The sequence below is a fragment of the Myxococcus virescens genome (genome assembly GCF_900101905.1).
Taxonomy (GTDB): Bacteria; Myxococcota; Myxococcia; order Myxococcales; family Myxococcaceae; genus Myxococcus; species Myxococcus virescens.
Genome location: NZ_FNAJ01000005.1, coordinates 625,848 through 646,567, shown reverse-complemented (window position 1 = coordinate 646,567; position 20,720 = coordinate 625,848). Strand labels below are relative to the sequence as shown.

Below are 20,720 nucleotides of genomic sequence, written 5' to 3'. Positions count from 1 at the left end.
CGCCTCGGCTGACCGGCCGAGCTGACCACCCCCGGGGGCGAGTACAGGCAGGTAGCTGTGTCGTACACGGATGCATTCAAGGCGGAGATGGTGAAACGGATGGTGGGGCCAGGCGCGGTGAGCGCTGCGGCGCTTTCCCGTCAGGTGGGAGTCTCGCAGCCGACGCTGTCGCAGTGGTTGCGCGAGGCGCGTAGGGTAGCGGCGATGACGCCGCCGCCCGAGGAGAAGAAGCCCACTGCCCCGCAGAAGTGGACGCCCGAGGAGAAGCTGCGCGTGCTGGTGATGGCCCAGGGGCTTGAGGGTGAGGAGTTGGGTGTCGTAGCTCGGCGTAACAGGTCCTCCGGAGTTCGGCGAACCCGGTCTGGGTGAGTTCGGCCAAACCGGTCCGCACCGGTTCGGCCAAACCGGTCCACTCGGGTGTCTCGCCGACAGGCCACGCTGACTTCCCTTGGAAAGGGAAGTGGCGTGAGTAACCGGAGAGTGGAAATGGACCGGCTGCAGGAGTTGGTGCGGTTGCACCGCCTGGGCACACCCGCGAGGCAAGTGGCCCGGGTGCTGCGCATGGGCGTGGACGTGGAGCGCAGCTACCGGCGCGTGCTGGAGGCGGCGGGGCTGCTGCAGGGCGACGTGCAGGGGCTGCCCGAGCTCGAGGTGCTCAAGGCCGCGGTGCTGGCGGCGCGGCCCGCAGCCCCGCCAGTGCCCCAGCAGACGTCCAGCCTGGAGGCGCACCGGGCCCAGGTGGAATCGTGGGTGGCCAAGGGCCTGCAGCCGCAGGCCATCTTCACCCGGCTGCAGATGGAGGCAGGGGTGCCGGCAGGCAGCCTCTCGGCGGTCAAACGTATGGTGGGCAGCGTGCGTCGGGCCCAGGGCGTGAGTGAAGAGGACGTCGCAATTCCTGTGGAGACGGCCCCAGGCGAAGTTGCGCAGGTGGACTTCGGTGAAGTGGGCCGGCTGTACGACGCGGACACGGGGGCGCTGCGGCGCGCCTGGGTGTTCGTCATGGTGCTCGGCTACAGCCGCCACCTCTTCGCCACGCTGGTGTTCGACCAGCGCGTGGAGACGTGGCTGCGCTGTCACGAGGCCGCCTTCGCGTACTTCGGTGGCGTGCCCCATTGCATCGTGCCCGACAACCTCAAAGCGGCGGTGGTGCGCGCTGCCTTCGGGGTGGACGCAGAGAGGGCCCTACAGCGCAGCTACCGCGCGCTGGCGCGCCACTACGCCTTCATCGTCGACCCGGCCCCACCCCGCGCCCCCGAGAAGAAGGGCAAGGTGGAGGCGGGCGTGCGCTACGTGAAGGGCAACTTCTTCGCCGGGAGGGCCGGAGAGGACGCGCGCGAGTGCGAGGCCGCCCTGCAGCGCTGGCTACGCGACGTGGCGTCGGTGCGCGTGCACGGCACGACGGGGCGCCAGCCGCGCCTCCTCTTCCAGCAGGCCGAAGCCTCGGCGCTGCGCGCGCTGCCGGCGGCCGCGTGGGCGCCCGAGGTGTGGCACGAGGCCCGCGTACACCGCGACGCTCACGTCATGTACGGCCGACGGCTGTACTCGGTGCCGTGGCGTCTCATCGGCCAGCGCGTCTGGCTGTGCGTCACGGCCCATGACGTGCGCGTGTACGCCCAGGACGAGCGCGTGGCCACCCACCCGCTGCGCGGCGAGGGCCACCGCAGCACCGTGGAGGCCCACCTGCCCGAGGCGCGCGCGGCCCTGCGCCACCGCAGCCGCAGCCACTGGGAGACGCGGGCGGCACGGCTGGGCCCTCACACCGAGGCGTACGTGCGCGCCGTCTTCGACGCGGATGACGTCCTCAGCCAACTGCGCTGCGTGCAGGCCATGGTGGTGCACCTGGAGGGCTTCCCGCGCGAGCGAGCCGAGGCCGCGTGCCGCCGGGCGCTGCACTTCGGCAACCTGCGCTACCAGGGCCTCAAGGACATCCTGCGCCGCGGCCTGGACTTGCAGCCGTTGCCCCAGGACGGGCACCTGGCCCTCGCCACGCCCACCGCCACCGCTACGCCGCCAGCTCCCCGCTATGCGCGCGACGTGCGCACGCTGCTGCTGCGTTAGCGCTCCCCCTCGCTTGCCCCGCAGTCCCACCCCGCTCAAGGAGTGTCCCCCGCATGAGTGCTTATGACGAACTCGTCCCCGTGCTGAAGAAGCTGCGCCTGTCCGGGCTGCTGCAGTCCCTCGAGGTGCGCTGCCGCGAGGCGGCCGACGCAAACCTGTCGCTGACGGAATTCCTCTACCGACTGCTCGCCGACGAGGTGGAGCGGCGCGACGGCAAGCAGTTGGACGTGCGCATGCGCCGTGCCGCCTTCGAGCGGCCCAGCACCCTGGAGGACTTCGACTTCTCCTTCAACACCTCCGTCCCTCGTACCAAGGTGTTGGAGCTGGGCACCTGCGCCTTTGTCGAGCGGCACGAGAACGTGCTGGTGGTGGGCCCGGCGGGCGTCGGCAAGAGTCACCTCGCCCAGGCGCTGGGCCAGCGTGCCTGTCGCGCCGGCCACGCCGTCCTCTACGTGAGCGCCCACGACATGCTCACGCAGTTGCGAGCCTCACGCGCTGACAACAGCTACGAGCGACGCCTCCTGCGCTTCACCACTCCAACCCTGCTCATCATCGACGACCTGGGACTGCGGCCACTCACGGGCGAGGAGGGCATCGACCTGTACGAGATTGTCCGCCGTCGCTACGAGCGCGCGGCCACTTGCATCACCTCCAATCGCGCCCTGGAGGAGTGGCCGCCGCTATTTGGTGACGCACTGCTGGCCAGCGCCGCGATGGACAGGCTGCTGCACCACGCCCATGTCCTCACCATCGAGGGCGACAGCTACCGCAACCCACCGCCCGCCAAGCGCACCCGCGCACCGCGCGCGGCCCAGGTCGAGACCATCGCACGCTGACACCCAGCGGAGCCCCTGCCGGACCGGTTTGGCCGAACCCGCTCGGACCACTCCGCCCCGATTCCTGGGCGCTTCACGTCCGGACCTGATTGGCCGAACCGAACAGCGACCTGATTGGCCGAGCCTTGACAGAGAACCATCGACGGCGGTGCTCCGCGTGCGGAGGGCCCGCCCCAGCGGACTACCGGGCACGGCGGAACGTGCTGACGCTGGAGGCGGTGGTCGCCCTTAAGGTGCAGGTGCGAGTGTGCCACCGGAAGGGTTGCCCGTTGTACTTGAAGCCCGTGCGTGCCGAAGAAGAGGGCCGGTGGGCGCTGCCGGACCATGAGTTCGGCCTGGACGTCATCGCCTTGATTGGGGCACTGCGCTACCACGAGCACCGCAGCGTCCCGGAAATCCATGCAGTTCTTCGCGCACGGGGCGTCTCCATTTCCGAGCGCAGTGTCACCAACCAACTCGACCGGTACGATGAGTTGCTGGCACTGCGAATGACAGACAGCCGGCGACTGCAGCAGGTGACACGTCAACAGGGCCGGGTGGTGTTGGCCATGGACGGCTTACAGCCCGAGGTGGGCCATGAGGTGTTGTGGGTGGTGCGCGACTGCCTCTCCGGCGAGGTGCTGGCAGCCCGTAGCTTGCTGGGCAGTGGCGAGGCGGAGTTGGTCCCGCTGCTCCAGGAGGTGCATGCGGCGCTGGCGGTGCCCATTGCCGGAGTCGTCTCGGATGGCCAGCGCTCCATCCGCAACGCGGTGGCCTCGGCGCTGCCTGGGGTGCCTCACCAACTCTGCCACTTCCACTACCTGCGTGAAGCGGCCCGCCCCCTCTACGAAGCGGACCGGCACGCCAAGAAGCTGCTGAAGAGTCATGTGCGAGGAGTGCGGGTTATCGAGCGCGCCGTCGAAGGGCGCCAGGACGCCCAAGCACAGGCCGTCCGTGGCTACTGCGCCGCGGTGCGCAGCGCCTTGACGGACGACAGGCGCCCGCCCCTGAAGCCCTCCGGCTTGGAGTTGCACCGGCGACTGCGAGCGATTGAAGCGAGTCTCCGCCGGGCAGAAAAAGGGGGGCGCGCGCCAGAGAAATGAATCGGCTGCGCCTGCTATTGAGGCGCGGTCTGATGCAGACGGCGAGGATGTGGCCACCATTGAAGGCGGCCTTCCGGTGGGTAGAGCGAGTCGCCGAATTCCTCACCAATGCCTCCGGCGAGAAAGGCTGTCACGTCAAAAGGCGCATGGCCGGCCTTGTCGGCGCACTGGAGGATGCCGTGCGACGCACCCGCGCCCCCCACCGCGCGGCGCTGGCCCATTTCCTCCTGGAGACGCGTCGCTATTGGCTCGGCCTCTTCCATTGCTACGACGTACCCGGCCTGCCTCGCACGGACAATGACTTGGAGCACCTGTTTGGCAGTTGCCGCTACCACGAGCGCCGGGCCTCGGGCCGGCGCCGCGGAAGCGAGGGCCTGGTGGTGCGCGGACAGGTGCGAGTCGTCGCCGCAGTGGCGACCCGACTTGCCCCCACTGCCGGCGCGGAACTGGCCCCCAAAGACATCATCGCGTGGAGGAATCTGCGTGCCTCCCTTCGAAGACGGCAACACGCGCGAATCTTGGGCCGTCGATTCCGGGCCAATCCGAACGCCTACCTCGCAGCGATTGAGCGGGAGCTCAGGAGAGCTTTGCCGGCGTAGAAAAAAGACGGGTGCCGCAACGACGCCCGCCGGCGGAAGGCTTTTCTACGAGACCAGTCGCACGCGGGTGTCGTTCATGATGCTCGTGAGGGCCAGTTTCTTGGTGGCTGCAACTCCTCGAGCTTCTCGCAGAGCCTCGCATAGAAGGGGTAGGCGCGGGAGCCCAGGGGGAGTCCGATCCGGCAGCGCAGGGCTCGTTCCAGACGCTGTTCCCCTTGGGGCACGGAAGTTCTCCCGTCTCCCTCTCTGGCTCCCAGCGCGGCTCGCCGTAACAGCCGGTGCATAAAGTCCCGGGCGCACGTCTCTCCGAGCGTGCTGGATCGCTCGACGAGACGGCGGGTGAGTTCGAACTTGTCGAGAACGAAATCGACGGGGGCATGACTGAGCACCGAAGCCACGGCATCCAGGGTGCTCGCGTCACCCGTGCGAGCCTGTTCCTGGAGTAGGGCGATGCTCTCCGAGGAGCCGCAGTCGGACGAGAGCGCGTTGAACAGCATCGCGAGCCACCGGCGCTGGGCGACTGTGGCTCCTGGGTATTTGGCGAGCACGGCCTGGAGATGTGACGTGGCGTGCTCGTCGCTCCCGAGCAGGCGCGGGAAGTCGGGATCTCGCTCCTGCGGGAAGGGCTCGAAGTCCGCCGGCGTGCCCGTCTCCAGGTGCTGGATGCGGGAGAGCACGAATTCGAATACCTGGGGTGCCGCCCGCCCAGCCGAGACATCGGCCAGGAACTGTTGGATGGAGCCCAAGGGCAAGCTTCGGATGGGGAGGAGCTTGCTAAGAAACATGTCCAGATGCTCGGGAGGAATACCGTTCCTGGCATGCAGGGTCTTCAGGACGCGGCATAGATTGCTCGCCAGGGCCGTGTCCGCTTTGATGTCGAGTTCCGCCAGCGCTTCGACGAGCCAGGAATCTCTCGCGGGCTCAAGGACGTAGAGCCAGAAGACCGCGGCGCTCCGGGTCTCCAGTTGCTCGTCAGCTATCAGCATGCGCAACGTGCGCAATTCCTCGTCTTCGAGCTTCAGTACCTCGTTGGACGCCATCGCCGCCATGCCGACGGACGCATAGCTCCTGGCGGCCAGGTCGCGCAGGCGAGGTGCCCCGGACGCTACCAGCCGCCGGAGCGTGGGCAGGAACCAGCGAAACGATTGTTCCCTGAGCACGCCGAGCATTCCGGGAAGGAAGTCATCCAGCGACGTCGACTCCTGCGCGAGGGCGTGCTCGCAGAAGCACTGCGCGTACAAGGGATTGGCCTGGGCGATTGTCTTCAGGAAATCCCCCGGTGAGGCTGAACCCCGCTTGAACTGTGCGATGGTCGAGATGCGCTCCTGGAGATGCGCATACCCCGCTGCCGGGTCCGGAAATCTCTCGCGAAACTCTTTCTCGATACCCGGCAGGAGGTCCTTCGTCGGAGGCCAGCGGACGGACACCTCATCGACGGTGTCGAGCCGGGAGTCCACTAGCGAGTTGTGTTTCAAGGCACGCACCAGCCTCAGTTCGAAGACATCCGGGACGGACGAGATGAAGGCGAGCGCCCGTGCGAAGACGCGCGGCTCCATCTTCTCGATGATGGCCGGGTATAGCGCATTGACGAGAAGTTGATGGCACAATGGCTCTGGGAGCTCGGACGCGAGCTGCTCAAGCAGTTCGATAATTTGGAGCTGTTCGGGGATCCACTGCCCGGTCCCTTGAGGATCCTCAGCGTGCATAGATCTGGGATGGCGCAAGGCTTGGCCCAGGCAGTCCGCAGCCGCCTGGACGGCACGCGGACTGCCAGCGCGGGCACATCGTCCCACGAGCGCCAGCGCCCGCCCGCGGATGGAACCCATCTGCGCTGCATCGGCGAAGAAGGACTCGGACATGCCTCGATCCCCTTCCTTGAGGACGAGGTTTATCTGCTTCCGGAGGAGGGCATCGAGGATCGGCAGGGGCGTGTGCGGATGCTCAAGGGCATCCGGCTCCTCCAGCCAACGCTCGAAGGCATCCAGAACGAGGCCATACCGGGCGTCGGACTTATGGGGGTGGTAGCGGGCGATCCGGGAGAGCACCACCACTCCATGGTCGGTCATCTGCTCCCATCCCAGGGGGCGCGGATCGTCCCGGCCCACCTGCCACATCAAATCCAGACAGCGGTGCGCTACCGGGGGCTCCGAGGCTTCCAGGACGAGCCAGAGCACGGTGAAGGCCTGCTCCTGGATCTCGGGTGGAAGGGGCTGCGTGGTTTCGGTTCTCTGGGCGTAGAGCGCATGGAGCAGCGCCTCTACGCATTCCAGCGCCCGCCGGGGCTCGTGGTAGGCAGCCGCGATGACCAGCCGGAGCGCGAACCGGCGGTCATGGTTCGCCCCGGTCTGGAGAATGTGTTTGGTCCGTCCCCAAGGGCCTTTGAGGAAGCCGGGTGGCTCCTCTCTCGTTTCGCGCAGCCGCCAGCCCAGTACCGCCAGGTTGGACGCGAGCGTCTCGGGGCAGATGCCCGCGAATTGCTCGAAGACCTTCTCGGCGTAGCCCGTTGACTGGCCCAGGGTGACACAAGCCTCCTGGAAGAGGTGCTCGGAGAGTAGATCCGGCGTGATGCGCAGGTGATTGCCGGTGCGCAGCAGTGCGCCTGCCTCGACCAGGGCGTCGAGCGCCTTCCGGAAGGTCTCTTCGTCGGCCCCCAGGAACTCCCAGGCCTGCTTGGGGAGAAAGGCGTCCTCCAGGTCGAAAGGCGAGAGGGCCGAGAGCAGTTGGAGCAACTGTCGGCAGAAGCGGGGTTCCACCCTGGCGCTCACTTCCCCGAGGATGATCTCCTCGAAGCGCCGGAACAGTTGTGCCTTGAAGTCCTTGTCGCTCGACAACAGGCGTGGATCGAGTCCCCGCTCCGAGATGAGCCTTGCCCCCACGACTGTCGCGAGCGGGCTGTCCACGGTGATGGCCGCGAGCCTTCCGGCGAGATGGCTTCGCTCCTCACCCAGCCCCTGCTGCGCCAGCGCGAGCACCTCCGCTTCCGACAGTTGAGGAACCTCCAGGTGCAGGGTCTTGCGCAAGTCGAAGTCCGCCCTGTACAGCCGCGAGCGCAGCTCGCCGTCGGCCTGAGGCCGGCAGGTCAGGAGGACCTTGAGTCTCGGACGGCTGTGGACTAGTGCCAGCAGCGGGTCGAGATTCCCCGCAGCATGGGCATCATCCACCACGAGCACGCAGGGACCCGCTGGGAGCCCGGTGGCGAGTGCCCCGTTCTCCACGAGATGGGGTTCGAAGAAGAGGATATGTGTCTCCGGGGTGCACGAGCGCGCCCGTTTGGACCACTCGTAGAGCAGTTTGGTCTTACCGATGCCGCCCCTGCCACACAGCAGCGCGGCGTCATAGGTCCCGCCCAGGAGCCCATCGAGTTCGTCCAAAAGTTTCTCCTGGCCCATCAGGGGCCACGCTTGGTGGAATAGCTGCGTCTCGTCGAGCAGCCGGGCGAAGTACTCCTCGGGAGTGAGCAGTCCTGCGCTTCCCATGTGTCCCAGGAAAACCTCGCACCAAGCGAGGCCGAAGTAGTTCTCGACGAGCTGCTGGGCCGTCTCGGGCGGCAGGCGGCGAGCCCGCCGGGAGATGTCCCTCACGTCCCAGAGTTCCCAGTAGGGGGTATTGAGGATGACATCCCGGACCCCCGTCGTGGCCTCGCTGCTCATGAGGAGGAGGTACTTGTCGGCCTGGAAGGCCATGGCCGCCACCACTGCTCTGGCATCCGCTGGGGCGAAACGGTCCACCTTCTTGCATTGAGCAACCCGCAGGCTGCCATCCTCGCCCCTCCCGATCAGGTCGATGCCGCGCTGCTTGTCGCCCTGCTTGCCGTAGTGCTCGAACGTGAAGTCCGGCTTGAGGAGCGTGAGCAACTCGCAGCAGAAGCTCTCGAAGACTTCCCACTTTAGCTGCTGAAGGGGCAGCAGTTCGTGCCGGGACATGATGGGTGGTTCGAGCGGAGTGGGAGCGGCCATGGCCCATCATTAAACACATGGGCGGGCGCGCGGGTAGCCGCCGAGCCGAGCCACCGCACCGCATGGATGACGTGGCGCGAGCACGGACGGACGAGTTGGCCAGCCCGGCTGGAGGCTCGGAATTCGTGGACGAATACGATGAAACGCTACCCCAGCGGCTGCCTCTGAACGCTTGCATAGTGCGGCGTGCGCCGCAGCGCGGCATGGACGAGGATGCCGACTTCACCCGGTGCCAGGCAATAACCATGGCAGACAGCGCAAGCGGCCGGGGAACTACACATGCGGACCTGTCTCCTGAGAAGGAGGGGAGGCCACCGCAGGGGAGAAGCGCAGCTTGGAGAAGGGCGCCAATGTGGACGATACGCCTCGGGAAACCGGCCTATGGAAGAACACCATGTACGTCGTCCGCTCTCAGCTATGGGAGGCCGGGCTTGCTGCCGACGGAGTAGTTGCAGTGCTACAGGCTCGGCACGTACCGTCGCGCGGCAACTACTGACAACGGGGGTCGTCACGTGGCGGTGATGAGATTTCTTTCCGGCGAGTTCTTCCTCGACAAGAAGGCCAATGGTGGGACGGTTGTGCTTAAGAGGAGCCTGTGGGTCACCTTCCTGGTGTATTTGGTGGCGTTTCCGTTGAAGGTAGTCACTGACCCAGAGAGCGTATGGGGCACCCTGAGTCTTCGCGGGTTCCTTGGAGACCTCCACGACACCGCACCATGGGCTGGAGCGGTCTTCGCAGGCGCGTATGCCGCGTTCTACGCTCGGTTCTCCTCTCAATGGGCCTACCTCGCTGGGCTCTACAACCAAATCCTCCAAGCAGAACTCGCTGTGGAGCCTGATCAAAAGGAAAGGATAGAAGTCTGGTGGGTCGGGTTCATTGAGGACGCGCTGGAATTGCACCTCGCTACGAAGCCTATGTTCGCTGCCGTGATTAGGCACCTCCTGACGAAGCCCGGTGTGAGGAAGGAGTTTGAGAACGGCGTACCCGGCGGCAAGTGGCGCCTCCCTGAACTCCAGATAGCGGTTGATGCGGTGGCTATGGAAACAGAGAAGAAGTGGGAGGCCGAGGTGGCCAAGAAAGGGCGCAAGACCACGACATCCTCTAGCGTTCCCAATCTGCCAACATGAGTGAGACAGTCGGCATCGGGCAGTCTGCTCCTACAATAATTGTAACCGTTCACCGGTTGGTGCCTGCTTGAAGAGACGGCCGGGCAGCGGACGGTGGGCGGGACGGTGGTGGTTGTGGCGTGACACACCGCCACTCGTGGCGGAACTCGACCCCAAGGATGCGCGCATCGCGGAGTTGGAAGCGCAGGTGGCCGCGCGCGACGCAGTCATCGTCGAGTTGATGGCGAAGGTAGAGGCTCTCACGGCGCGCGTGGCGGAATTGGAGGCGCGGCTGAGCCAGAATTCGAGCAACTCCTCGAAGCCGCCCTCCGCGGACGCTCCCGGCACGCCGCGCCCGGCGAAGAAGCCCACGGGCCGCAGCCCCGGTGGCCAGCCGGGACACAAGAAGCATGAACGAAGTCTCCTGCCGCCCGAAGCCGTGCAGCACGTCATCGAGTTGGTGCCCCAGGAGTGCAAAGGCTGCGGGTAGCGGCTGGTGGGCAGAGATTGCGAGCCGCGCCGCCACCAGGTGGTCGAGGTGCCGCCACTGTCGGCCGTCGTCACCGAGTACCGCAGCCACGCCTTGGAGTGCTCCGCATGCGGCACGCTGGCGTGCCAGCCGGTACCCGCGTATGCCCGCAGCGCGTTCGGAGACAGGTTGGGGCGCTGGCCCGTCTGCTGGTAGGCACGTACCGGCTGTCCAAACGGCTGGTGAAGGACGCCCTCTCGGACATGCTGGGCGTGGACTTGTCGGTGGGCAGCGTGGTGAATCTCGAAGGGGAGATGACGGACGCGCTGGCCCCAGCGGTGGCCGAGGCCCGCCTGTACGTGCAGGCGGCCGGCAAGTCCCACGCGGACGAGACGGGATGGGGGGAGGGGCGCAATCAGGGCCGAGGCCATCGTGCTTGGCGGCATCGAGCCGACGAATAATTTCGGCGAGCAGTGCATCCGCCACGCCGTCATGTACCGCAAGACGTCATTCGGGACACAAGGACCCGAGGGCAGCTGCTTCGTCGAGCGCATCTTCACCGCAGTCACCACGCTCAAGCTGCAAGAGCGGGGCGTGCTGGACTTCCTCACGGACACGTTGCGCACGCACCGCCGGAGCCTGCCGCCCCCTCGCTGCTTTCCCTTGCGGAGGCCTCTTAGCCTGCGCACGCAGCATGAGTCGGTGAACGGTTACGATTGGTTTATTGCTTTTAAAGGTGTTGGTATGGATGCAAGTCGGCGGTAGGGCACGGGAATCGAACTCGCCAGGGACGCCTCTCAGCGCCCCTCACCGGTTTTGAAGACCGGGCCGGCCACCAGGTCCGGAGGCCCTACCGTCTGCGATTACGCCGGACCCTCCAGACCCCGTCAACTCAGCGCTACCGGGCCTTTGTCGGCGCCGGTTCCGTCGTCAGCCCGGGCAAGCCCTGCACCAGCGTGGACACCATCACCTGCGTGAGCTCCTCCGCAGGCGAACCCGGAAAACCGGTGCACGTGAGCCTCAAGCTCACAATGCCGTGGACCCCCGCCCACAGCACCTCCGCGAGTTGCTCCGGCTTCGTGCCCTCCTCCAGCCTCCCGGCCGCCACCAGGTCCACGAACACCTGCACCAGGACCCCGAAGGACCTCGGGCCCGGGCCCTCCGGATGGTCCCCGAACAACGCCGTGGAGAGCTTCGGGTCCTCCATGAAGATCATCCGGTACGTCTCCGGGTGCTCCAGGCCAAATCGGACGTAGGCCTCCGCCAGCTTGGGCAACCGCTCCAGCGGGTCCTCCACCTGGGTCGCGGGCTCCAGCATGGCCAGCAGGTCCTGGAAGCCGCGCACGCACAGCTCCTTCGCGATGGCCTCCCGGTTCTCGAAGTGGAGGTAGAGCGTCGCCGGCGCGTACTCCACCGCCTCCGCCAGCTTGCGCATCGAGAGGGCAGGGAAGCCCTCCTTCACCACGATGTCCCGGGCGACTCGCAGAATCTGCTCGCGCAGCTCCGCTCGCTGTCGCTCCTTCCGCTCCGCAATCCCCATGTTCCCAGTGTAGGCCTTGACCCACTGAACGCCCAGCAGTAGATGAACGGCGTTCATGAACGGTGTTCATAAACCACTCGCCGTTCGGAAGAGGGAACAGGACATGGGCACGGTTGCGTTGTTCGGCGCCTCGGGCGTCGTCGGACACAGCATCGCGCAGGCGCTGCGGGGGCAGGGGCGGGGCTACCGCGTGGTGGGGCGCTCCCGAGAGGGACTCCAGCGGGAGTTCGGGGCGGACCCGCAGGCGGAGATCGTCACCTGGAATCCCGACGACATGGCCTCCATCCAGGCCGCAGCCCGGGGCGTCCAGACGCTCATCTATCTGGTGGGCGTTCCCTACTGGCAGTTCCACCTCCACCCCGTGCTGATGAATCGCACGCTCGACGCCGCCATCGCCGAGGGCGTGGAGCGCATCGTCTTCATCGCCAGCGTGTACCCCTACGGCCGGCCTCGCACGGACGTCGTCCACGAGTCCCACCCCCGCGTGCCGCACACCAACAAGGGCCGCTTGCGCAAGGCCCAGGAGGACCTGCTGCTCGCGGCGGACAAGGCGGGCTCCATCCAAGTCACGATCCTCCGCCTGCCGGACTTCTACGGCCCGGGCGTGGAGAACAGCTTCCTCCATCGCGCCTTCGTCGCCGCCTCACAGGGCAAGCGCGCCCAGCTCATCGGCCCCATCGACACGCCCCATGAGTTCGTCTTTGTGCCCGACGTGGGGCCCACGGTGACGGCGCTCATGGACCATCCGGGCGCCTACGGCCGCTTCTGGAACCTCGGGGGCGCGGGCGTCACCTCCCAGGCGGCCCTGGTGGAGGACATCTACGCCCAGGCCGGCCACCCCGCGAAGTACTCGGTGCTGGGGCCGGGGATGGTGCGCCTCATCGGCCTCTTCAGCCCGTTCATGCGCGAGCTGGGAGAGATGCACTACCTGCACACCTCGCCCGTCATCATGGACGACTCGGCGCTGCGGGCGCTGCTCGGCGACATCCGGAAGACGCCGTACCGCGACGGCATCCGCCAGACGCTCGCGGCGCTCAGTCCAGCCCTCGCTGCCACAGGTCATCCTCATCCAGTCCCATGAGGTGACCGACCTCGTGCATGACGGTGATGCCAATCTGCTCGATGAGCTCCTCGCGGGTGCGGGCGAAGCGCTCCAGGTTCTTCTGGTACAGCACGATGGACGCGGGGACGTGGTCGAACGCGTTCGTCACGCTGCGCTCGCCCACCGCCAGGCCGCGGAACACCCCGAGGATGCTCGGTGACAGGGGAGGGTCCTCACCCAGCAGGTCCTCGTCCGCCGGCAGGTCCTCCACCGCGATGGTGACGTTGTCCAGGTACTGCTTCGCGTGGCCGGGCAGGGACTGCACCGCGGCCTCCACCGCGCGGTCGAACTCGGCCTCGCCCAGCTCCACCGGCGGGAAGAACTCCGTCGGCACCAGCGCCTGGGCCTTGGCGAAGCGGCGCTGGGCCTCCTTCTCGTCGCCCCGGCGCTCCGCCATCAGCCCCAGGTACTGGTGAGCCCAGGCCTCGTCAGGCGTGTCCTTCAGCACCTTGTCGAAGGCGCCCTTCGCGTCGTCGAAGCGGCACAGCTCGAACAGGGCGATGCCCCGCTCCAACTGCGCGTCCACCGAGCGCGGCATGTGCCCCAGCGCCGCGTCCAGGCTCGCCAGGGCCGCGCGGCACTCGCCCACCTGGTTCAGGCCCATGCCCTCCAGGAGGAGGAACTCGTAGAGCAGCTCCACGTCGCCGGCCTTCTGCGCCAGGCGCTTGCCCTTCGCGCAGAAGCCCAGGCCTTCCTCCACGGCCTCCCGGTCCTCGCCCGCGCGGCAGATGAGGCAGTCCACGGTGCCCAGGAGCACCTCCAGGTCGTCCGGGGACACCCTCAGCGCGGCGCCGAAGGCCCGGCCGGCTTCCTCCAGGCGGCCCAGCTCCACCAGGGCGGCGGCGCGCAGGTGCAGGGCGTCCACCGAGTCCGGGGCCTGGGCCAGGCCGCGGTCGACGGCGGCCAGGGCCGCCTCGAAGTCGCCCATCTCAAAGGCCTCCGCTGCCGCGTCCAGCGCCTCCATCCCGCTCACCCCCGTTCGCTTCGACGTCCGCGTCCCCATGGGGCCGCGACATATGAAGCCGCGCACTTCGTTGTCAACGCCGCGCACGGCTGCTACGTTCCGTGGCCCGTCCTGGTGCGGCGCTCAGTCCCGTGAACATCCTTGTCGTCGACGACGATCTCGAACTCTGCACGATGCTCTCTCGCTTCTTGGAGATGCATGGGTTCACGGTCTACTCGGCGTCCGACGCGCTCCAGGCGCTCGACGTGCTGGAGCGCAACCAGGTCAGCATGGTCATCACCGACTACGTGATGCCCCATATGGACGGCATCCAGTTCACGGAGATGCTCAAGGCGGACCCCCGCTTCCAGAGCGTCCCGGTGCTGCTGATGACGGGCAGCGAGGATGGCTCGGTGACGGACCGCGGCCTGCGCAAGGGCGTGGCCCTGACGCTCCACAAGCCCCTGGACATGGGCCAACTGCTCACCCTGGTCCGCTTCGCGCAATAGCCCACGGCGCCCCTCCCGGCAGGGTGCTTTGAGCCGTCCGCTCGCCTACACGCCCACCCTTCCTGGTTGACATCGTTCAGGCGGCCCTTATGTTGGCGCTCGCCATGGCCGAGTGCTAACGGCCCGTGTCGTACCAGTAAAATCCCCCAGTAAATTCAGGAGGTTGCGATGGCAGCGAAGGAAATTTTCTTCCATCAGTCCGCGCGTGAGGCCATCCTGCGCGGCGTCCGCACCCTGTCGGACGCGGTCGCGGTGACCCTCGGCCCCAAGGGCCGCAACGTGGTCATCGAGAAGAGCTTCGGCTCCCCCACGATCACCAAGGACGGCGTCACCGTCGCCAAGGAGATCGACCTCGAGAACAAGTTCGAGAACATGGGCGCGCAGATGGTGAAGGAGGTCGCGTCCAAGACCTCCGACAAGGCCGGCGACGGCACCACCACCGCCACGGTGCTGGCGCGCGCCATCTATGAGGAGGGCCTCAAGCTGGTGGCCGCCGGCCACAGCCCGATGGACCTCAAGCGCGGCATCGACAAGGCCGTCGAGGTCGTCGTGGGCGAGCTGAAGAGCCTGTCCAAGCCCACCGCCGACAAGAAGGCCATCACCCAGGTGGGGACCATCTCTGCCAACGGCGATGAGACCATCGGCGCCATCATCGCGGACGCGATGGAGAAGGTCGGCAAGGAGGGCGTCATCACCGTCGAGGAGGCGAAGGGCCTCGAGACGACGCTCGACGTGGTCGAGGGCATGCAGTTCGACCGCGGCTACGTGTCCCCGTACTTCGTGACCAACCGCGAGCGGATGGAGGCCGTCCTGGACGACCCCTACATCCTCATCAGCGAGAAGAAGGTCTCGTCGATGCAGGACATGATTCCGCTGCTCGAGCAGGTGGCCCGCTCCGGCAAGCCGCTGCTCATCATCGCCGACGACATCGAGGGCGAGGCCCTGGCCACCCTGGTGGTCAACAAGATCCGCGGCGTGCTGAACGTGTGCGCGGTGAAGGCCCCCGGCTTTGGTGACCGCCGCAAGGAGATGCTGCAGGACATCGCCGTCCTCACCGGCGGCACGGTGGTCAGCGAGGACCTGGGCCACAAGTTCGAGACGCTGGCGCTGACCGACCTGGGCCGCTCCAAGCGCGCCACGGTGGACAAGGACAACACCACCATCGTGGACGGCGTGGGCACGAAGGCGGCCATCGAGGGCCGCATCAAGCTCATCCGCACGCAGATTGACTCCGTCACCAGCGACTACGACCGCGAGAAGCTCCAGGAGCGTCTGGCGAAGCTGGTGGGCGGCGTGGCCGTCATCAACGTCGGTGCGGCCACCGAGACGGAGATGAAGGAGAAGAAGGCCCGCGTCGAGGACGCGCTGCACGCGACTCGCGCGGCCGTCGAAGAGGGCATCGTCCCTGGCGGCGGCGTGGCCTACCTCCGCGCGCTGCCCGCGCTGGAGAAGCTGAAGCCGGGCGGTGAGCAGGACTTCGGCGTGGCCATCATCCGCCGTGCGCTCCAGGAGCCGCTGCGGAAGATTGCCAGCAACGCCGGCGTCGAGGGCGCCGTGGTCATCAACAAGGTCCGCGAGGGCACCGGCGCGTTCGGCTACAACGCCCGCACGGAGGTCTACGAGGACCTGGAGAAGGCCGGCGTCATCGACCCGACGAAGGTGGAGCGCACCGCGCTGCAGAACGCCGCCTCCGTCGCCTCGCTGCTGCTGACCACCGAGGCCATGGTCGCCGAGCGCCCGAAGGGCAAGGCCAAGGGCGGCGGCGCTGGCGCCGGCATGCCGGACTACGGCGGCGACGACATGGACTACTGAGCCGCTCCGGAGGGCTCGGGACATGAGTCCCGGGCCGTCTGGGCCTCGGCAGTCAACGGCCCCGGATGCCTCGTCAGGAGGCGCCGGGGCCGTTGTCGTTTCAGCGGGGACGTCCTGGCGCTCAGGGCACGCGGCCCACGACGCCGCCGGTGCCGCTCTCCTGCGACGTGTAGAGCAGGGTGTCGCCGTCCACCAGCAGGCCCCCGGGCCCCACGCCCTCTGGGCCCACGGGCTCCAGGGCGCCGGGCGCGCAGGTGCTCACGCGGCGGAGGAAGCCCGTGCCGCCGGTGCTGACGTCCTTGAAGTAGAGCGTGCCATTCAGCTCCACCGGGAAGGCGGGCCCCTGGAGGCCCGTGGCCACGACCTCCGCCGCGCCGCCCTCGCGTGGCAGGCGCAGCACGCGGCCGTTTCCGCCGCCGCCTTCGGTGACCAGGAAGTGTGTGGGCGTGACTTCCAACGAGGTGCCGGCGGTGATGGTGCCGTCGCGCAGCGTGGCCGGGGCACTGCCGTCCAGCGGCACGCTGTAGAGGCCGGGGCTCTCTCCCGCGGCGACCAGGAACCACACGTCCTGGCCCACCACGCGGGCTCCCCGCACCTGCGTGTAGCCCGTGCCAGCGTAGAGCTCCTGGCGGTTGCCGCCCGAGGCGTCCACGCGCACCAGCCGGCGGTGCGACGTCGCGATGACCACCACGTCCCGGTCGCCCATCCGCGTGGGCAGGACGTCCGTGCCGCCAATGGTGACGTTGTTCACCGTGGCATCGAGCGACCGTGCGTCCTTCGTGCCCGTCGCCTTGTCCACCCGCCACAGCCCGTCCAGGTCGAGCACGTAGACGGAGTCCGCCACCACGGCGATGGCATCCGGCGCCCGGAAGCCCGTGGCCACGGACACCGCGTCACCGCCCGCGCGTGGCAGCCGGAGGAGCCGCCCGGGGCCCGGCTGGGGCTGCTGCGGATTCAGGGAGTGGGACTCGGCGATGTAGAGGTCCGTTGCGTCCGCCGCGAGCCTGCGGGGCGTGTTCAACCCGGTGAGCAGTGGGGTGCCCGGACCCGAGGCCAGCGGCTCGCAACCCGCGTCGCCGCTGCCCGCATCGTCTGTCCCGGTGCCTGCGTCGTCTGCTCCGGTGCCCGCGTCGCCACGGCCCGCGTCCGGCCCGCCCTGCATCGGAGGCTTGTCGGAGGAGCAAGCAACACCCAGCAGCAGGACGGACAGGAGCGCGAGTCTCATGGGGCCTCTCGTTTGAATGCGCGGTTCAACTCTCGGCTGAGCGCCGACGCGTCGGACATCAGCTTGGGAAGGCACGCGGCGGCGCCCGCACGCAGGGACTCCAGCGCCGTCTCCATGGTGAGGTGCTCGGCCAGCACCACGAAGGGTGCGCCCTGGGCCAGCGCCTTGCCCAGCTCCAGCGCCTTGCGCCCGTAGGCGGGCGTGAAGTCCCAGCTCACCACCACGCCCGCGGGCGGCTCCAGCGCGGCCAGCTCCGTCGTCGTCAGGATGCGCGCTTCCAGTCCCACCAGGGACAGGGCGTGGGTGATTTGCGCCGCCGCCGCCGGGTTGTCCTCCAGCACGTCCACCCGGCGCATCGCGGGGTCCGTCTCCAGCGGCGCGGGGGCGGGCTTCCGGGCCAGCGTGGAGCGCAGCAGGGCGCGCACCTCGCGGATGTCGTCGAAGGGCTTGAGCAGGTAGTCCACCACGCCCAGCTCCAGCGCCTGCTGCGTCGTCACCAGCGACGGGTAGCCCGTCATCAGGATGACGCGCGAGTCCGTGTGCAGCCGCCGCGCCTGCTGCGCCAGCTCCAGGCCGGACATGCCGGGCAGGTTCTTGTCGGTGACGATGAGGTCCACCGGCGCCTGTTGCAGCAGGTCCAGGGCCTCCTCGCCGCTCGCCGCTTCGATGATCTCGCACTCCTTGCCCATCAGGTCGCGGAAGACCATGCGGATGATGATTTCGTCATCCACCACCAGGACCCGGTGCTTCTGCGTGGGCGGCGCGTCCGTCGCGGGGAAGAGCACGCGGAACACGGTGGCCGGGGGCGGGACGTCGCGGATGACGCCCTGCGGGGCCAGCTCGAGGCGCGCGTGGTGCTCGCGGGCGATGCGCTGGCACACCGACAAGCCCAGTCCGGTGCCTCGCTTGTTGGCGGTGATGTAGGGCTCGAAGATGCGCGCTCGCAGCTCCTCGGGGATGCCCGGCCCCCAGTCCGCCACGTAGAGGGCAGGGGAGGGGCCCTCCATCGTGAGCACCACCTTCACCCGGCCGCGCCCCGCCATGGCGTCGCGCGCGTTGTTGAGCAGGTTCAGGGTGAGCTGTTCGATGAGGCGCGCGTTGCCCTGGATGGTGATGTCCTCCGGGGCCTCTACCTCCAGGGAGATGCGCGAGGAGTCCGGGTTGATGCTGAAGTGCTTCGCCGCCGCCCAGATGGGGGCCGCCAGGGAGAGGCGCTGTTGAGACGCCGGTCGTTCGCTCGACAGGCGGATGAAGTCGGAGACGATCTGCTCCATCCGCTCCACCTGGGCCAGCAGCAGGCGCAGGGGCCCGGGGGCGGCGCCGTCCTCTGCGAGCAGTTGGGCGTAGGCCTTCACGCCGAGCAGCGGTTGTCGCAGCTCGTGCAGCACCTCCGCCGCCAGCTGTGACGTTTGCGCTCCCGCACGTTGCAGTGCCGCCGCCGCTGTTCGCGCGGCCGTCAGGTCCCCTGCCTCCAGGGCCTGGAGCAGTTGGGCGAGCGGCACGGGTGTTTCCATGTGACGAGCATGGCGGAGGCAACCGCTTGTACGCAACGCACCTGGAGGGAATCCGTTGACCCGGACCGTGCCGGCGCGGATGCTTGCCGCGTTCTCGTCGCACCGCCCGGAAATCCGGATATCGCGACACCGGCCTCGGGAGGGCCTTCATGCCGCAGACCAACCCGTTCCACTCGCTGGTCCCCCGCAAGATGACGGACTCCGAGTTGGCCCGCTCCATCCGTCTCAACATCGAGGCGGAGCTGGATGCCATCAACCTCTACGCGGCCCATATCGACGCGACGGACAACGAGGACGCCAAGGCCATCCTCCGGCACGTCATGGACGAGGAGCGCGAGCACGCCGCCCTCTTCTGGGAGCTCATCGCCCGGTTGGATCCAGAGCAGGCCGCGCACGCGAAGGAGGCCGTGGAGAAGTACCGGCTCATCACCTCCGGCGCGTCGCACGAGGCCGTGGAGGCCGTGGGCAAGGAGGGCGAGGCGCCGTCTCCAGCGGACGTCACCCCGGAGAAGCGCCTCACCGTGGGCAGCCTGCGCCGGTAGCCGTCAGGATGCGGAGTGGGCCTGCCGGCGCTCGGCCGGTGGGGCCTCCAGGTCCTTCGCCGCCATGTAGACGACGTTCCGCGAGCCCCGCTTGCCGCGGTACATGGCCCGGTCCGACAGGTCCAACAGCGTGGCCTTGTCCTGGGCGTGCTCGGGGAAGCTGGCCACGCCGATGCACGTGGTGAGCTTGAGCGACAGGCCTTCGCGCGCCAGGAAGTTGTGCGTCTCCATGGTGCGCCGGATGCGCTCGGCCACCTTGAGCGCGCCGCCGGAGTCGGTATTGCGCAGCACCACCACGTATTCGTCTCCGCCGTAGCGCGCGACGACGTCGTGGTCTCTCACGCAGCCCTTCACCACGCGCGCCGCCTCCACCAGCACCTTGGAGCCCACGAGGTGGCCATGGGTGTCGTTGATGGATTTGAAGTGGTCCAGGTCCAGGAACAGCAGGCTGAAGGTGCGCTGCGACTGGAGTGCGTCCTGGACCTCGCGGTCCACCACCAGGTGCAGGTAGCGGGTGTTGAACAGGCGCGTGAGGTCGTCGACGTACGCCAGGTCCTCCACCGCGGCGAAGCGGCCGAGGTTGCGCAGCGCGAGCGCCCAGTTGCGCACCAGGAAGCTGGCCGTCTCGCCCGCCCACTCCGCGCCCGTGCCGCCGAAGAAGAGCACCGCGTGTCCCAGCACGGCATCGCCCTCCAGCGCGGGGAAGGAGACGGCGCGAGGGAAGGGCGCGTCCAGGCCGTCCAGCTCGCGCGGCCCGCGTTCGTTGCTCAGGCGTTCGATGAGCTCGGCGATGAGCGGCTCTTCCAGCGCGGTGGACAGGCCGCTGGTGCCGTGGCGCCGCAGCGCGAAGGCGGAGTCGCGCTCCAGCAGGACCACGGCACTGGCGGAGGCCATGCTCTGCAGCGCGCTGGCGGTGGCCGCGGCCAGCTTCTCGCGGTCCAGGGTGGTGGCGATGCGTTGCCCCGCCTCCAGCATGGCCACGTGGCGGCGCAGCGACGCGTTCTCCTGCATCAGGTCGCGCGTGGTGAGCGCGCGGCGCACGGCGTGCTGCAGGGCCTCCGGGGCCACCGGCTTGACGAGGTACTCCGCGGCGCCGCTCTTGATGGCGCGCACGGCGGGGTCCACCTTCTCCAGGCCGGTGATGACCACCACCTCCACGCCCGGGTGGTGTTCCCGCACGTGCCGCAGGACCTCCATGCCGTCGCCACCGGGGAGGATGAGGTCCGTCACCACCGCGTCGAAGCGGTCGCCTGCGAGCGCTTCCTTTGCCTCTTGTAGCGTGCCCACCGCCGTGACGGCGTGTCCCACGGCGGTGAGGTAGTCGCCGTACAGGGTGCGGGCGATCTTTTCGTCGTCGACGAGGAGGATTCGCGCCATCTCCCATCGGCTTAGCACCAACCGATGGAAGGCTGCTAGGGTCGGCCCCC

At 68.1% G+C, this 20,720-nt stretch carries 15 protein-coding genes, 1 tRNA gene and 1 pseudogene; 10 read left to right on the top strand and 7 right to left on the bottom strand.

Annotation, left to right across the window (positions count from 1 at the left end; genetic code table 11):
* Nucleotides 1-57: 57 nt before the first annotated feature.
* The 4 genes from BLU09_RS18580 to BLU09_RS18565 all read left to right on the top strand — a co-directional run bounded on the left by BLU09_RS18580 (nucleotide 58) and on the right by BLU09_RS18565 (nucleotide 4,575).
* Nucleotides 58-369 carry a transposase gene (locus BLU09_RS18580; protein WP_167371112.1) on the top strand — a complete coding sequence of 104 codons (312 nt, stop codon included), beginning with the start codon at nucleotides 58-60 and terminating at the stop codon, nucleotides 367-369.
* Nucleotides 370-486: 117 nt separating this feature from the next.
* A complete protein-coding gene (istA, locus tag BLU09_RS18575; protein ID WP_090490872.1) occupies nucleotides 487-2,058 on the top strand; it encodes an IS21 family transposase in 1,572 nt (523 codons plus the stop codon).
* A 53-nt stretch (nucleotides 2,059-2,111) separates the two neighbouring features.
* Nucleotides 2,112-2,894 (top strand): IS21-like element helper ATPase IstB, encoded by a 783-nt coding sequence (istB, locus tag BLU09_RS18570; protein ID WP_090490871.1) that lies wholly within the window; start codon nucleotides 2,112-2,114, stop codon nucleotides 2,892-2,894.
* A gap of 125 nt (nucleotides 2,895-3,019) precedes the next feature.
* Nucleotides 3,020-4,575 (top strand): ISNCY family transposase gene (locus tag BLU09_RS18565; RefSeq protein ID WP_373283979.1). Its coding sequence is split into 2 segments (ribosomal slippage): nucleotides 3,020-3,944 and nucleotides 3,944-4,575, totalling 1,557 coding nucleotides; the frame shifts between segments, so codons are not numbered across the junction.
* Between the two features lie 74 nt (nucleotides 4,576-4,649).
* On the opposite strand, the gene BLU09_RS38800 is transcribed toward BLU09_RS18565, so the two are convergent.
* Nucleotides 4,650-8,531, bottom strand: a complete 3,882-nt coding sequence (locus tag BLU09_RS38800) for a PDDEXK family nuclease (RefSeq protein WP_090490869.1) — start codon at nucleotides 8,529-8,531, stop codon at nucleotides 4,650-4,652.
* A 521-nt stretch (nucleotides 8,532-9,052) separates the two neighbouring features.
* Here BLU09_RS38800 and BLU09_RS18555 point away from each other — a divergent pair.
* Both BLU09_RS18555 and BLU09_RS18550 read left to right on the top strand, forming a co-directional pair.
* The gene (locus BLU09_RS18555; RefSeq protein ID WP_090490868.1) at nucleotides 9,053-9,658 is read left to right on the top strand and encodes a hypothetical protein; all 606 of its coding nucleotides are present in this window, start codon (nucleotides 9,053-9,055) and stop codon (nucleotides 9,656-9,658) included.
* A gap of 136 nt (nucleotides 9,659-9,794) precedes the next feature.
* Nucleotides 9,795-10,772: pseudogene (locus BLU09_RS18550) on the top strand (DUF6444 domain-containing protein); the annotation flags it as partial.
* A 93-nt stretch (nucleotides 10,773-10,865) separates the two neighbouring features.
* On the opposite strand, the gene BLU09_RS38795 reads toward BLU09_RS18550, so the two are convergent.
* Both BLU09_RS38795 and BLU09_RS18545 read right to left on the bottom strand, forming a co-directional pair.
* Nucleotides 10,866-10,961 (bottom strand) — tRNA-Sec (locus tag BLU09_RS38795).
* 43 nt (nucleotides 10,962-11,004) lie between these two features.
* Nucleotides 11,005-11,703, bottom strand: coding sequence for a TetR/AcrR family transcriptional regulator (locus tag BLU09_RS18545; RefSeq protein WP_090490867.1), 699 nt, complete (start codon nucleotides 11,701-11,703; stop codon nucleotides 11,005-11,007).
* 46 nt (nucleotides 11,704-11,749) lie between these two features.
* Here BLU09_RS18545 and BLU09_RS18540 point away from each other — a divergent pair, with 46 nt between their 5' ends.
* Nucleotides 11,750-12,727, top strand: a complete 978-nt coding sequence (locus BLU09_RS18540) for an NAD-dependent epimerase/dehydratase family protein (protein ID WP_090490866.1) — start codon at nucleotides 11,750-11,752, stop codon at nucleotides 12,725-12,727.
* Here BLU09_RS18540 and BLU09_RS18535 read toward each other — a convergent pair.
* Nucleotides 12,681-13,751 (bottom strand): metallopeptidase family protein, encoded by a 1,071-nt coding sequence (locus BLU09_RS18535; RefSeq protein ID WP_186817635.1) that lies wholly within the window; start codon nucleotides 13,749-13,751, stop codon nucleotides 12,681-12,683. The two genes, BLU09_RS18540 and BLU09_RS18535, sit on opposite strands and share 47 nt — an antisense overlap.
* A gap of 92 nt (nucleotides 13,752-13,843) precedes the next feature.
* On the opposite strand from BLU09_RS18535, the gene BLU09_RS18530 reads away from it, so the two are divergent.
* Both BLU09_RS18530 and groL read left to right on the top strand, forming a co-directional pair.
* Nucleotides 13,844-14,200, top strand: coding sequence for a response regulator (locus BLU09_RS18530; protein WP_002639463.1), 357 nt, complete (start codon nucleotides 13,844-13,846; stop codon nucleotides 14,198-14,200).
* A 168-nt stretch (nucleotides 14,201-14,368) separates the two neighbouring features.
* Nucleotides 14,369-16,012: a chaperonin GroEL gene (gene groL, locus BLU09_RS18525; RefSeq protein WP_090490864.1), complete on the top strand. Its 1,644-nt coding sequence runs from the start codon at nucleotides 14,369-14,371 to the stop codon at nucleotides 16,010-16,012.
* 121 nt (nucleotides 16,013-16,133) lie between these two features.
* Here the strand turns inward: groL and sinM are convergent, their stop codons facing one another.
* On the bottom strand, nucleotides 16,134-17,237 hold the full coding sequence (sinM, locus tag BLU09_RS18520) for a signal integration modulator SinM (protein WP_090490863.1): 1,104 nt from the start codon (nucleotides 17,235-17,237) through the stop codon (nucleotides 16,134-16,136).
* Nucleotides 17,234-18,751 (bottom strand): hybrid histidine protein kinase/response regulator SinK, encoded by a 1,518-nt coding sequence (gene sinK / locus BLU09_RS18515; RefSeq protein WP_167371111.1) that lies wholly within the window; start codon nucleotides 18,749-18,751, stop codon nucleotides 17,234-17,236. The genes sinM and sinK overlap by 4 nt, the downstream gene beginning before the upstream one ends.
* A gap of 149 nt (nucleotides 18,752-18,900) precedes the next feature.
* On the opposite strand from sinK, the gene encC reads away from it, so the two are divergent.
* Nucleotides 18,901-19,293 (top strand): encapsulin nanocompartment cargo protein EncC, encoded by a 393-nt coding sequence (gene encC, locus BLU09_RS18510; protein ID WP_090490861.1) that lies wholly within the window; start codon nucleotides 18,901-18,903, stop codon nucleotides 19,291-19,293.
* A 3-nt stretch (nucleotides 19,294-19,296) separates the two neighbouring features.
* On the opposite strand, the gene BLU09_RS18505 is transcribed toward encC, so the two are convergent.
* Nucleotides 19,297-20,670, bottom strand: coding sequence for a GGDEF domain-containing response regulator (locus BLU09_RS18505; RefSeq protein ID WP_090490860.1), 1,374 nt, complete (start codon nucleotides 20,668-20,670; stop codon nucleotides 19,297-19,299).
* Between the last annotated feature and the right edge of the window lie 50 nt (nucleotides 20,671-20,720).

What these genes read in the sequence shown, in the direction of transcription:
- BLU09_RS18505 (WP_090490860.1), bottom strand. Translation starts at nt 20,670, where the DNA reads ATGGCGCGAATCCTCCTCGTCGACGACGAAAAGATCGCCCGCACCCTG.
- BLU09_RS18545 (WP_090490867.1), bottom strand. Translation starts at nt 11,703, where the DNA reads ATGAACGCCGTTCATCTACTGCTGGGCGTTCAGTGGGTCAAGGCCTAC.
- encC (WP_090490861.1), top strand. Translation starts at nt 18,901, where the DNA reads ATGCCGCAGACCAACCCGTTCCACTCGCTGGTCCCCCGCAAGATGACG.
- sinM (WP_090490863.1), bottom strand. Translation starts at nt 17,237, where the DNA reads ATGAGACTCGCGCTCCTGTCCGTCCTGCTGCTGGGTGTTGCTTGCTCC.
- BLU09_RS18535 (WP_186817635.1), bottom strand. Translation starts at nt 13,751, where the DNA reads ATGGGGACGCGGACGTCGAAGCGAACGGGGGTGAGCGGGATGGAGGCG.
- BLU09_RS38800 (WP_090490869.1), bottom strand. Translation starts at nt 8,531, where the DNA reads ATGGCCGCTCCCACTCCGCTCGAACCACCCATCATGTCCCGGCACGAA.
- istB (WP_090490871.1), top strand. Translation starts at nt 2,112, where the DNA reads ATGAGTGCTTATGACGAACTCGTCCCCGTGCTGAAGAAGCTGCGCCTG.
- sinK (WP_167371111.1), bottom strand. Translation starts at nt 18,751, where the DNA reads ATGGAAACACCCGTGCCGCTCGCCCAACTGCTCCAGGCCCTGGAGGCA.
- BLU09_RS18555 (WP_090490868.1), top strand. Translation starts at nt 9,053, where the DNA reads ATGAGATTTCTTTCCGGCGAGTTCTTCCTCGACAAGAAGGCCAATGGT.
- istA (WP_090490872.1), top strand. Translation starts at nt 487, where the DNA reads ATGGACCGGCTGCAGGAGTTGGTGCGGTTGCACCGCCTGGGCACACCC.
- BLU09_RS18540 (WP_090490866.1), top strand. Translation starts at nt 11,750, where the DNA reads ATGGGCACGGTTGCGTTGTTCGGCGCCTCGGGCGTCGTCGGACACAGC.
- groL (WP_090490864.1), top strand. Translation starts at nt 14,369, where the DNA reads ATGGCAGCGAAGGAAATTTTCTTCCATCAGTCCGCGCGTGAGGCCATC.